8 protein-coding genes are annotated in these 12,027 nt (G+C 63.4%); all 8 read left to right on the top strand.

The features are described from left to right. Positions 1–43 precede the first annotated feature (43 nt). The 8 genes from queA to D5125_02450 all read left to right on the top strand — a co-directional run bounded on the left by queA (position 44) and on the right by D5125_02450 (position 12,025). Positions 44–1,069, top strand: coding sequence for a tRNA preQ1(34) S-adenosylmethionine ribosyltransferase-isomerase QueA (gene queA / locus D5125_02485; protein QFY88439.1), 1,026 nt, complete (start codon positions 44–46; stop codon positions 1,067–1,069). 315 nt (positions 1,070–1,384) lie between these two features. Next, complete coding sequence (gene tgt, locus D5125_02480; protein QFY88438.1) at positions 1,385–2,485, top strand: tRNA guanosine(34) transglycosylase Tgt; 1,101 nt, start codon at positions 1,385–1,387, stop codon at positions 2,483–2,485. A gap of 162 nt (positions 2,486–2,647) precedes the next feature. Further along, positions 2,648–2,983 carry a preprotein translocase subunit YajC gene (gene yajC / locus D5125_02475; GenBank protein ID QFY88437.1) on the top strand — a complete coding sequence of 112 codons (336 nt, stop codon included), beginning with the start codon at positions 2,648–2,650 and terminating at the stop codon, positions 2,981–2,983. Positions 2,984–3,020: 37 nt separating this feature from the next. Further along, a complete protein-coding gene (gene secD, locus D5125_02470; GenBank protein QFY88436.1) occupies positions 3,021–4,874 on the top strand; it encodes a protein translocase subunit SecD in 1,854 nt (617 codons plus the stop codon). A gap of 16 nt (positions 4,875–4,890) precedes the next feature. Beyond that, positions 4,891–5,826, top strand: a complete 936-nt coding sequence (gene secF / locus D5125_02465; protein QFY88435.1) for a protein translocase subunit SecF — start codon at positions 4,891–4,893, stop codon at positions 5,824–5,826. A 213-nt stretch (positions 5,827–6,039) separates the two neighbouring features. Then, a complete protein-coding gene (locus tag D5125_02460) occupies positions 6,040–6,435 on the top strand; it encodes an SCP-2 sterol transfer family protein (GenBank protein ID QFY88434.1) in 396 nt (131 codons plus the stop codon). A 212-nt stretch (positions 6,436–6,647) separates the two neighbouring features. Then, on the top strand, positions 6,648–7,823 hold the full coding sequence (locus tag D5125_02455) for an efflux RND transporter periplasmic adaptor subunit (protein ID QFY88433.1): 1,176 nt from the start codon (positions 6,648–6,650) through the stop codon (positions 7,821–7,823). A gap of 119 nt (positions 7,824–7,942) precedes the next feature. Continuing rightward, positions 7,943–12,025 (top strand): efflux RND transporter permease subunit, encoded by a 4,083-nt coding sequence (locus D5125_02450; GenBank protein QFY88432.1) that lies wholly within the window; start codon positions 7,943–7,945, stop codon positions 12,023–12,025. The last annotated feature ends 2 nt before the right edge of the window (positions 12,026–12,027 follow it).

The following is a 12,027-nucleotide window of genomic DNA, read 5'->3' as shown; positions in this document are numbered from 1 at the left end:
AGATGAGAGTGGGCGAGTAGTTACCCCCAGGTTGAGATAAAGCATGCGGCGTTCTGATTTTCACTATCCCCTGCCGGAGCGGCTCATTGCCCACAACCCCAGCCCCCAGCGCGGCCAGAGCCGCCTGCTGCATCTTGCCGCCGAGGGTTTGTTTGATCGAAATTTCAGTGACCTGGAGCAGTTGCTGCGGCCTGGTGATCTGCTGGTGCTGAACAATACCCGGGTGATGCGCGCCCGCCTCTATGGGCAGAAGGAGAGTGGCGGGCGGGTGGAGATACTGCTGGAGCGGCTGCTGGATGAGGGCCTGGCCCTGGCCCAGGTGCGCGCCAGTAAACCGACAAGGACGGGGGTTCGACTGAAAATTGGCGCTTATTCCCTGCGAGTGGAGGGCCGGGAGGCGGAGTTTTTCCTGCTGCGTGCAGAAGATTGCCCCTGGCAGCGGCTGATGGAGGAGCAGGGGCATATCCCCTTGCCGCCCTACATCCAGCGCGAGGACACGGAACTGGATGAAGCGCGTTACCAGACCGTGTTCGCTCGGCATCAGGGGGCGGTGGCGGCACCCACGGCGGGGCTGCATTTTGACCAGGCACTGCTGGCGCGGCTACAGCAGCGGGGGGTGGAGCTGGCCGAGGTGACCCTGCATGTGGGGGCCGGCACCTTTCAGCCGGTGCGGGTGGATGATATTGCCAGCCACCAGATGCATGAGGAGCGGCTTGAGGTGTCGGCCGAGGTCTGCGCCCAGGTGGAGGCAACCCGTTGCCGGGGCGGCCGGGTGGTTGCCGTGGGCACCACCTGCGTGCGCAGCCTGGAGACGGCGGCGGCAGGGGGCAGCCTGCGGCCCTATAGGGGCGAGACCCGGCTATTCATTACCCCAGGCTACGGCTTTCGCGTGGTGGATGCCCTGATCACCAACTTCCATTTGCCCGAATCCACCCTGCTCATGCTGGTCAGCGCCTTTGCCGGCCACCAGCGGGTGATGGCCGCTTATGCCCACGCCGTGGAGCAGGAATACCGCTTCTTCAGTTATGGTGATGCCATGTTCCTGGAGCGAGACCAGGCCCTTCCATAGGGCGGCCCCTGGCCACCGGTCGCCCTTTTCGGCGCGAACGGCGGTGCCAAAACCGGGTCTGGCTGGCTTGGCGGCGGGCGCGGCCCGCCCTATGCAGTGGGGTAGGTGTCGGTGTCGCTGTCCGCGCCATGTCCGTCAGGAAGACAGTGGTTCGCGGCTGGCCGGAAATAAGGCAAAAAAAAAAGGCGCGGTATGGGAATACCGCGCCAAACCACCAAAGGAGGATGGAGGAGTGCTGATCCACGCTGAGGCGAATCAGTACATTACTATTGTCTGAAATACTCATAGATAGGTCAACCGGAATTTTCACTTTTTATGCACTTTAGCCTGATAGCACAGCAGGGCCTGGCCCGACGGGGGCGTTTGCGCCTTGCCCGTGGCCTGGTCGAAACCCCCGCCTTCATGCCGGTGGGCACCTACGGCACGGTCAAGGCCATGACCCCGGAAGAGCTGCGCGGTCTGGGCGCGCAGATGATCCTGGGCAACACCTTTCATCTGATGCTCAGGCCGGGGGCGGCGCTGATCGCCCGCCTGGGCGACCTGCACGGCTTCATGCACTGGGACGGGCCAATCCTCACAGACTCAGGGGGATTTCAGGTGTTCAGCCTGGGGGCGCTGCGCAAGATCAGCGAACAGGGGGTGACCTTTGCCTCGCCTATCGACGGCTCCAAGGTGTTTCTCGGCCCGGAGCAGTCCATGGCGGTACAGCGCGCCCTGGGCTCGGATGTGGTGATGATCTTCGATGAATGCACACCCTATCCCGCAGACCATGAGCAGGCCCGACAGTCCATGGAGCTGTCCCTGCGCTGGGCGGCGCGCTCCAAGCAGGCCCATGCTGACAACCCCAACGCCCTGTTCGGCATAGTCCAGGGCGGTATGCATGCCGACCTGCGCGCCCGCTCCGTGCAGGGCCTGCAGGAGATCGGTTTTGACGGCTACGCCATTGGCGGCCTGTCGGTGGGCGAGCCGGCCGAGGAACGCCAGCGGGTGCTGGACCAACTGGCACCGCTGATGCCGCAGCAGGCGCCGCGCTATCTAATGGGCGTGGGTAAGCCGGAGGATATAGTCGAGGCGGTGCTGCGCGGGGTGGACATGTTCGACTGCGTCATCCCCACCCGCAATGGCCGCAACGGCCATCTGTTCGTACACCAGGGCGTGGTGAAGATCCGCAACGCCCGCTACAAGGATGACGAAGGGCCGCTGGACCCCCTGTGCGACTGCTACACCTGCTGTAACTACAGCCGCGCCTATCTGCATCACCTGGACAAGTGCAAGGAGATCCTCGGCGCCCGCCTCAACAGCCTGCACAACCTTTATTATTATCAGCGGCTGATGGCGGGCCTGCGTCAGGCCATAGAGCGGGGGCAGCTGATGGAGTACGTGGCGGAGTTCTATCGGCTCAGGACGGCGGCCTGATCGACAGCGCCAACCCCGGATGCCGCCGTGCTTCATCCGGGCTAGGGTCTTTGCGTCCTGTTTGGGTCAAGGCTCGCTTGGTGATTTTCCCGGCTGGGAGCGGGCTTGAGTTCTGTGGCATAATGCGCGACCGAAATTCCCTTTGATTGGAGTCCTTTCCCCATGAGTTTCTTTATCTCTGACGCCCTGGCTGAGGCCCCGGTGGCCGCTGTGGGCAGCCCTGGCATGATCGAAAGCCTGATCTTTCCCATTGGTCTGTTCGCCATCTTCTATTTCTTCTTCATCCGTCCGCAGATCAAGCGTCAGAAGGAGCACAAGAAGCTGATCGATGCCCTGGGCAAGGGTGACGAGGTGCAGACCGAGGGCGGCATCATGGGCCGCATCACCGAACTGAACGAGGACTACGTCAAGGTCGAGGTGGCGGAGAATACGGTGATGACCTTCCGTCGTGGCTCCGTGCTGGCGGTGATGCCCAAGGGTACCCTGAAGGAAATCTGATCCGCCTGAGCGGGCCCCTTCGCTGTTCGGAGAAACCATGAATCGATATCCCCTGTGGAAAAACCTGCTGGTGCTGCTGGTGCTTCTGGTCGGCCTGCTGCTGGCCCTGCCCAATGTATTCGAGCAGAACCCCTCCATCGAGATTGCCGCCCAGCGTGATGGCAAGGTCGATCAGGCCCTGCGCGAGCGGGTCCAAGGCCTGCTCAAACAGGCCGGGGTCCAGGCCAAGGCGGCGGATCGGATCGGCGAACGCCTGTTGCTGCGCTTTGCCGATTCCGCCAGCCAGCTCAAGGCCCAGGAGGCCCTGCAGGGGCGCATTGGCGATAGCCTGACCCTGGCCTTGACCCTGTCGCCCAACCTGCCCGGCTGGATGGTGGGCATGGGCTTGCAACCCATGTACCTGGGCCTGGACCTGCGCGGCGGCATCCATGTGCTGATCGATGTGGATATGGACGCGGCCCTGCTCCAGGCCCAGGAACGTTATGTGGATGACATTCGCGCTCAGCTGCGCGAGGAGCGCCTGCGCTATCGTCGGGTACGCCTGCAGGATGGGGTCATGGAGGTCAGTTTCAGCGATGAGGGGGTGCGGGATCAGGCCGCCGACCTGCTGGCCAATGCGTTTCGCAGCCTGGAGATGGATACCAGCGAGGTGGAAGACCAGTTCCTGGTGCAGCTGCGCATGAGCCAGGCCGAGCAACAGAGCGTGAAAAAGTTTGCCCTGGAGCAGAACATCACCACCCTGCGCAACCGGGTCAACTCCCTGGGGGTGGCGGAGCCTGTGATCCAGCAGCAGGGCGAGCGGCGCATCGTGGTGCAGTTGCCCGGCGCCCAGGACCCCTCCAAGCTGAAGGAGCTGCTCGGTGCCACCGCTACCCTGGAATACCGCCTGGCGGATACCGATAACAGCGTGGAGGACGCCGTGGCTGGCAAGGTGCCGGCCAGCTCGCGGCTGTATAAGACCCGCGACGGCCAGCCGGTGCTGCTGAAGAAGCGGGTAATCGTTACCGGCAATCAGATCACCGATGCCGCCTCCGGCTTTGATTCGCGCACCGGTCAGCCCATGGTCAGCGTCAGCCTGGACGGGCAGGGTGCCCGGCGCATGCGCCAGGTCACCAACGAGAACGTGGGCCAGCCGATGGCCGTGGTGTTCATCGAAAACCGCTCCATCACCCGCATCGTCGATGGCGAGCCGGTCAAGCACAAGCAGAAGATCGAGGAGGTGATCAGCGTCGCCAATATCCTGGAGCCCTTCGGCCGCCGCTTCCAGACCACTGGCCTGGACAGCCCGGAAGAGGCCCGTGATCTGGCCCTGCTGCTGCGCGCCGGCGCCCTGGCCGCGCCCATCGAGATCGTCGAGGAACGCACCATAGGCCCCAGCCTGGGACAGGACAATATCGATCAGGGCTTTATGTCGGTCATGGTTGGCCTGCTCGCGGTGATGGTTTTCATGGCGGTCTATTACAAGCTGTTCGGTCTGGTGGCCAACCTGGCCCTGATGGTCAATCTGGTGCTGATTGTGGCCGTTTTGTCCCTGCTGCAGGCCACCCTGACCCTGCCCGGCATTGCCGGCATAGTGCTCACTGTGGGCATGGCGGTGGATGCCAATGTGCTGATCTTCGAGCGTATTCGTGAGGAGATCAACAACGCCAGCACGCCCCAGGCCAGCATCCATGCCGGTTACGACAAGGCCCTGTCCACCATTGTCGATGCCAATGTCACCACCCTGATCGCCGCCATTGTGCTGTTTGGCTTCGGCACCGGGCCGATCAAGGGCTTTGCCGTGACCCTGTTCATCGGCATACTCACCTCCATGTTCACCGCCATCCTGGGCACCCGCGCCGTGGTCAACCTGATCTACGGCGGCAAGCGTGTTACCCGTCTGGCCATCTGACCCGAGACCCCATCCCATGGAACTGATCAGCAGCAAACTCAATCTGCGCTTCATGCACCTGCGCAAGCCGACCATGTTCCTGTCCCTGGGCCTGATCCTGCTCGCCCTGGCCGGGCTGGCGGGGCGCGGGCTCAATCTGGGCATAGATTTCACCGGCGGGGTGCTGGTGGAGGTGGGCTACGCGCAGCCGGTGGAGCTGGAGCGGGTTCGCGCCGACCTGGCCCAGGGCGGTTTTGGCGATGCCCTGATACAGCACTTCGGCTCGGCCCACGAGGTGTTGATCCGGCTCGCCCCATCGGCCGAGGAGTCCAGCGCCAAGCTCAGCGATAGCCTGTTTCGCAGCCTTTCCGCCAGCGGCGCCCAGGTGGAATTGCGCCGGGTCGAGTTCGTCGGTCCCCAGGTGGGCGAGGAGCTGACCGAGGACGGTGGCCTGGCGGTGCTCTATGCCCTGGCCGCGATTCTGGTCTATGTCGCCCTGCGCTTTGAGTATCGCTTTGCGGTGGGCTCGGTGCTGGCCCTGATGCACGATGTCATCATCACCCTGGGGGTCTTCGCCCTGTTGCAGATCGAGTTCGACCTGTCGGTGCTGGCCGCCCTGCTGGCGGTGATCGGCTACTCCCTCAACGACACCATCGTGGTGTTCGACCGTATCCGGGAGAACTTCCGCAAGATGCGCAAGGGTACCCCGGCGGAGATCATCGACCGCTCCCTCAGCCAGACCCTGTCGCGCACCCTGATGACCTCGCTCACCACACTGCTGGTGCTGATCGCCCTCTACAGCCTGGGCGGTGAGGTGATCAGCGGCTTCTCTCTGGCGCTGATCATCGGCGTACTGGTGGGCACCTATTCCTCCATCTATGTGGCCAGCACCTCGGCGCTGCTCATGGGGGTGAGCAAGGAGGACCTGATGCCAGTTCAGAAAGAAGGTGCGGAACTGGATCAAACCCCTTGATGGGTCAGGGATTGGTAATTTATTGTTAATAAAAAGTTGAACCTGCCCCTTTACTATCAGATACTTTTTAACCGGTTAGTAAGCATATTTACTTGAGTTTATTATTGTAACCTATTGAGAATATGACAATTAAACGCCCTGGCTTTGCTTGGTTCCTGTGTTCGACGGGGGGCAGGGAGAGGGTTTCACGCAAACCAATATGTGGAGGATGCTATGGCTGAAATGTTTTCCGATGAGTGGATGAAGGGCTTCATGGAGCAGTGGAACGCCGAGGGTGATCTGTCCGGTGCCCTGGCACAGATCGGCTTCAACAGCGTGATTGCCTACGGCTTTGAGGGTGAAGGCCAACCCCGTGGCGTACTCACGGTGGAAAACGGCAAGGCGGTGGAGGCCGGTGCCTACAAGGAACAGACCCTGAACTGGGATATCCGCTGCAAGCCCGAACAGTGGCAGAAGATGATTGCCAAACCGCCCGGCATGATGGGCCTGGGCACCGCCTTTGCCACCGGCAAGATGAAATTTGTCGTGGGTGATTACACCGCCATGATCAAGGATCCACGCATGGCCGGTCCCTTCATCAAGAGCTTCTCGGTCATGGGCCGGGTCTGATTCCAGGGCCCTGTTTCCAGGGCCTTGGGCGCACTCCGGCCAACAATCCCAAAACCACCCCAGGTCAGGCTTGGCCTGAGCGGGGTGGTGCCGAACTCGGGGCCATGGATCATCCGCCAGGCGCTTGCCTGCCCCGGCCGCCAGGGATGGCGGATATAGTGGTCCTGGATCAGGGCCAGATTTTGATTGTTAACTCAGCAGGTCGCCGAGCTATGAAGAAAACAATTCTGATAAGTCTGTTCGCATCTGGCATTGCCATCTTGAGCCTGACCGGACCACTCACGGCGCAACCGGTGGCCTCCGAGACCCGCTTGATCTCCGCCAGCGACATCTACACCGTGCAGCAGGCCAGCGGCGCGCCGACCGTGGCCCTGGGGGGCACGGTGATCCCCTACAAGCAGGTTACCCTGGCGGCGCAGATCCCGGGCCGGGTCAAGTTTCTGGCCGGTATCGAGGGTGGCCGGTTCGACAAGGACGAGCTGCTGGTGGCGATCGACGACACCGAACTGCTGGCCAAGCGCAGCGCCGCAGCGGCGCAGTACTCCAGCGCTCAAACCCAGTTGCGCAACGCCGGGGTGCAGTACAGCCGCGAACTCTGGTCGCCCAAATCCAACCAGGGTCCCGGCGGCATGGGCCTGCCCAATCTGTTCGACCAGATGTTCACCGGCAAGATGGAGGACTTCATGGGCGAGCGTGACCGGGATGCCGAACGCACCGCCGACCTGTTTGCCTCCAGCTCCCAGATCGAACAGGCGCGCAACGCCCTGATGCGCGCCTCGGCGGAGATCGAGGCGATCGACGCCAAGCTGCGCGATGCCCGCAGCCAGGCCCCCTTCAGCGGCGTGATCATGAAGAAATACGTCGAGGTGGGGGACACGGTCCAGCCCGGCCAGCCCCTGCTGGAGTTTGCCGATGTCACCTACCTGCAGATCGAGGTGGACGTGCCCTCGCAGCTGAGCCGGGGGCTCAAGCGCGGCATGATGCTTGATGCCGAGCTGGATGCCGATGGCCGCATCATCCCCGCCCGGGTGGCGCAGATCTTCCCCATGGCCGATGTCCAGCGGCACACGGTCAAGGTCAAGTTCGACCTGCCCCAGGGCTTCTCTACCCCCGGCATGTACGTCAAGGTACGGGTGCCTGACTTCAAGGCCCCCTCCCGCGCCTCGCCGGTCATCCCCAAATCCTCGGTACGCTATAACGGCAGCCTGCCCGGTGCCTATGTGATCAACGAACGGGGCGAGCCGCAACTGCGCCTGATCCGGGTCGGCGAGGACCTGGGCAGTGGCTACATCAGCGTGCTCTCCGGCCTGCAATCCGGTGAGCGCATACTGCTCAATCCCAACTCCGCCATCACCTCGGGCTGGGCCTCCTCGGGTAACAAGAACTAAAGACCCATGGAGCAAGCCGCCTCAGCCCTGGACAGGAAACAATGGCCCAGGGTTGTGGCACCAGGATCAACCGCTGCCCCGCCTTGGGCCATGACACATCGCCGCTGCCGGATTAGCCAATGAAGCCAGAAGAATCAAAACAATCAGCGCCAGGGACAGAGCAAGAAGACCTCGGTCTGGCGGGCAAGACCGCCCGCTTCTTCATCAGTTCGCCCCTGGCACCACTGCTGTTCATCTCCATGATGCTGATGGGCATACTGGGCCTGATCATGACCCCCCGGCAGGAGGACCCGCAGATCTCCGTGCCCATGGTGGACATCTTCGTTCACTACCAGGGTGCCTCGGCGGCGCAGGTCTCCACCCTGGCGATCCAGCCACTGGAGCGCCTGATGAGCGAGATCCCTGGGGTCAAGCACGTCTATTCCGCCTCCATGCGCGGGCAGGGGGCGGTAACCATACAGTTTGAGGTGGGCGAGGACATGGGCCCCTCGCTGGTCAAGGTGAATGACAAGCTCGACTCCAACCGCGATCTGATGCCACCTGGGGTATCCCCGCCCATGGTCAAGGCCAAGGGCATAGACGACGTGCCCGTGGTCAACCTGACCCTCTGGTCGAAGGACATCAACCAGGATGGACGGCCCGACGTGGATGACGGCCAGCTGCGCATGTTGGCGCACAACGTGATGCAGAACCTCAAGGAGATACCGGACACAGGCAACAGCTTTGTCGTCGGTGGCCGCAGCGAACAGGTGCGCATTGAGGTATCACCGGACAAGCTCTCCGGCTACGGCATCAGCCTGGATCAGGTGGCCGGTGCCATTCAGGGTGCCAACAGCGAGGTGGTGGCCGGTGGCGTGGAGACCCGTGGCAGCTACATCAGCGTCACCACCGGCTCCTTCCTGGAGACCATCGAAGACATCAACCGCCTGGTGGTGGGCAACCACAACAACATCCCCATCTATGTGCGCGACGTGGCGCGGGTGGTGCAGGGGCCGGAAGATACCTCGCAGATGGTGCAGTACTATACCGGCCCGGCCTCGGAGCTGAATATTACAGCCAACGGCATGCCGGCGGTGACCATCGCCATCGCCAAGAAGGTGGGCAGCAACGGCGTCACCGTGGCCAATAGCCTGATCGAGCGGGCCGAGGAACTCAAGGGCAGCCTGATCCCCTCCAACGTCGAGGTCAGCGTCACCCGCAACTACGGCCAGACCGCCAACGACAAGGTCAATGAACTGATCTTCAAGCTGTTCGTGGCCACCAGCTTCGTCTTCTTCCTGGTGCTGGCTGCCTTCCGCGCCTTCAAACCGGCCATAGTGGTGGTGCTGGTGATCCCGGTGGTGCTGCTGATGACGGTATTCGCCGCCTGGATCATGGGCTTCACCATCGACCGGGTCAGCCTGTTCGCCCTGATCTTCTCCATCGGCATCCTGGTGGATGACGCCATCGTGGTGGTGGAGAACATCTACCGGCGCTGGCTGGAGGAGGGCGATACCGACGAGGATACGGCGGTGGACGCCGTGCGCGAGGTGGGCAACCCCACCATACTGGCTACCTTCACCGTCATCGCTGCGCTCATGCCCATGGGCTTTGTCAGCGGCATGATGGGGCCGTACATGATGCCGATCCCGGCGCTGGGCTCGGTGGCCATGCTCATCTCCCTGTTCGCCGCCTTCGTGTTTACCCCCTGGCTTGCCATCTCGCCCATGCTGCGGCCCACCATGAAGTACCTGCAGGTGGCCGAGCAGCGCGAGCACAAGGAGGCGGAGTGGCTGGAGGGCCTGTACCGCAGGCTGCTGGTACCCCTGATCGAGAGCAAGTCCAAGCGACGCCTGTTCCGTCTGATCATGTGGGGCAGCTTCCTGTTTGCCTGTTCCTTCTTCTACACCAAGTGGGTGACGGTGAAGATGTTGCCGCTGGACAACAAGCCCGAGTTCGCCGTCGTGGTGGACATGCACGAGGGCACGGCCCTGCCGATCACCGCCAATATCGCCCAGCACATCGCCGAGGCCATGCGCACCCTGCCCGAGGTGACGGCGGTGCAGACCTATGTGGGCACCGCCCGCCCCTTCGACTTCAACGGCATGGTGCGTCACTATTATCTGCGCGACAAGCCCTGGCAGGGCGAGGTGCAGGTACAGCTTTTGGACAAGACCGAACGCAAGCGCAGCAGTCACGAGATCGCCGTTGCGGCGCGGGCCATGGTGAAGGAGATACTCTCCCCCGAACTGGGCCGATTTGCCGTGGTGGAGATGCCACCGGGGCCGCCGGTGCTGCAATCCGTGGTGGCCGAGATCCATGGTCCCTCGGCGGAGGTGCGGCGGCGCTTCGCCCAGGACATGACGCGCATGTTTGAACAGGCCGAGAGCCTGCGCGATGTGGACAACTTCATCCAGCAGCCGCTCAGCTATTGGCGCTTCGAGGTGGACAAGGAAAAGGCGGTGCGGCGCGGCATCTCGGTGGAGTCCATCAACCGCAATCTGTCCATGGCCCTGGGCGGCATGCCCCTGGGTGATGTCAAGCAGCGCGCCGGGCATGAGCCCATCGAGATCCTCATCCAGGTGCCCCTGGCGGAGCGCTCCGAGATCACCCGTCTGGGCGATCTGCCGATCCAGTCCGGCCAGGGCATGACCATGCCCCTGCGCGAACTGGGCCGGTTTGAAGAGATGCAGGAGGACGATGTCATCTACCACAAGGACCTGCGACCGGTGGAGTTCGTCGTTGGCGACGTTGGCGGCGTGCTGGCCGCGCCGGTGTACGGCATGTTGCAGATCGGCGAACTGCTCAAGGACTACACCGCCCCGGACGGCGTCAACCCCCAGGGCCATTGGCTGGGACCGCCGCCGGACAACAATGTCTCCGCCTTTGAATGGACCGGCGAGTGGACGGTGACCTACGAGACCTTCCGCGACATGGGGGCCGCCTTCATGGTGGCCTTGGTGCTGATCTACATCCTGGTGGTCTGGGAGTTTGGCAATTTCCGCATCCCGGCCCTGATCATGGCCCCCATCCCCCTCACCCTGCTGGGCATAATCCCCATGCACTGGGTGATGGACGCCGAGTTCACCGCCACCTCCATGATCGGCTGGATCGCCCTGGCCGGCATCATAGTGCGCAACTCCATCCTGCTGGTGGACTTCTCGGTACATGAGATCCAGCACGGCACCCACGTCAAGGAGGCGGTGATCAAGGCCTGCAAGACCCGTACCCGGCCCATCATGATCACCGCCTTCGCCCTGGTCTGCGGCTCCAGCGTGATCTTCACCGACCCCATCTTCCAGGGCATGGCCATCTCCCTGGCCTCGGGGGTCATGGTCTCCACCATACTCACCCTGGTCGTGATCCCGCTGGGCTGCATCGCCGCCAGCGAATCCCTCTGCTCGGTGGCCGGGGTGGATTGCAGCGAACGGGTGCCCGCAGCGGGATCGACCCCGCCGAGCCACAACCCGGCCTCGGGTACGCAAGCCGCTGCCAAGCCGTCCCTGCTGTTCAGCCTATGGGGCAAGCTGGTGGGCCTGCTGACGCTGATCTTCTTTGCCCTGCGTGGCCTGTTGCTGTTGCTGGCGCAGCTGTTCAAGGGCTCTGGCCAGCCCAAACCGCCCAGCCCACAGGGGCCGGGCAGCCCAGCGCCCGAGACAGCTGGCAAGGGCGAAGCGGCGCAGGCCCCGGTCGCCGCGTCGGCGGCGGCCTCCGCCTCGGAGCAGGCGGCACAGAGCTGGGCGGCAGAGGCCGCGTCCCCTGCCGAACCCCCTTCCGAGCCAGTGCTTGAGGCGGAGGCAAGGGGCGCAGTCATCGCGCCCCTGTCGGCCACGGAGCCAGAACCGGCAGCAGCCCCAGCACCAGCGCCTGCGGCAGAACCCCAGCCCCGGCCTGATCCCGAACCCGAGGCCGTGCCGGAGCCAGAGCCCCAATCTAAGCCAGCGCCCAAGCCCAAGCCAGCACCGGAGCCAGCACCGGAGCCAGCACCCAAGGCCACTGAGCCGAGCGAGGTCGAGGGTGCGGCCTCAGCCGCGCCCAAGTCGGCCCCCAAGGCCCCGCGCAAGCGCTCGGCGGCGCGCAAGAAGATCCGCGCCAAGACCTTGCAGAAAAAGACCGACGAAGACACTACAAACAGGCCCGACAGCTCGGCCCCCGCCAAACCGGCGGCCAAGAAAAGTGCCCGCAGAGGCATACGTCTAAAAAACATCGATGATTCCGAATAGGG

It is taken from the genome of gamma proteobacterium SS-5 (assembly GCA_009497875.2).
GTDB lineage: Bacteria > Pseudomonadota > Gammaproteobacteria > Chromatiales > Chromatiaceae > Magnetovirga > Magnetovirga frankeli.
The sequence above is the reverse complement of the archived record's forward strand: the minus strand, read 5'-3'. Positions and strand labels throughout refer to the sequence as shown.

Excerpts from the sequence above, each read along its gene's own strand:
- yajC (QFY88437.1), top strand. The coding sequence starts at position 2,648 with ATGAGTTTCTTTATCTCTGACGCCCTGGCTGAGGCCCCGGTGGCCGCT.
- D5125_02455 (QFY88433.1), top strand. The coding sequence starts at position 6,648 with ATGAAGAAAACAATTCTGATAAGTCTGTTCGCATCTGGCATTGCCATC.
- D5125_02450 (QFY88432.1), top strand. The coding sequence starts at position 7,943 with ATGAAGCCAGAAGAATCAAAACAATCAGCGCCAGGGACAGAGCAAGAA.
- secD (QFY88436.1), top strand. The coding sequence starts at position 3,021 with ATGAATCGATATCCCCTGTGGAAAAACCTGCTGGTGCTGCTGGTGCTT.
- D5125_02460 (QFY88434.1), top strand. The coding sequence starts at position 6,040 with ATGGCTGAAATGTTTTCCGATGAGTGGATGAAGGGCTTCATGGAGCAG.
- queA (QFY88439.1), top strand. The coding sequence starts at position 44 with ATGCGGCGTTCTGATTTTCACTATCCCCTGCCGGAGCGGCTCATTGCC.
- tgt (QFY88438.1), top strand. The coding sequence starts at position 1,385 with ATGCACTTTAGCCTGATAGCACAGCAGGGCCTGGCCCGACGGGGGCGT.
- secF (QFY88435.1), top strand. The coding sequence starts at position 4,891 with ATGGAACTGATCAGCAGCAAACTCAATCTGCGCTTCATGCACCTGCGC.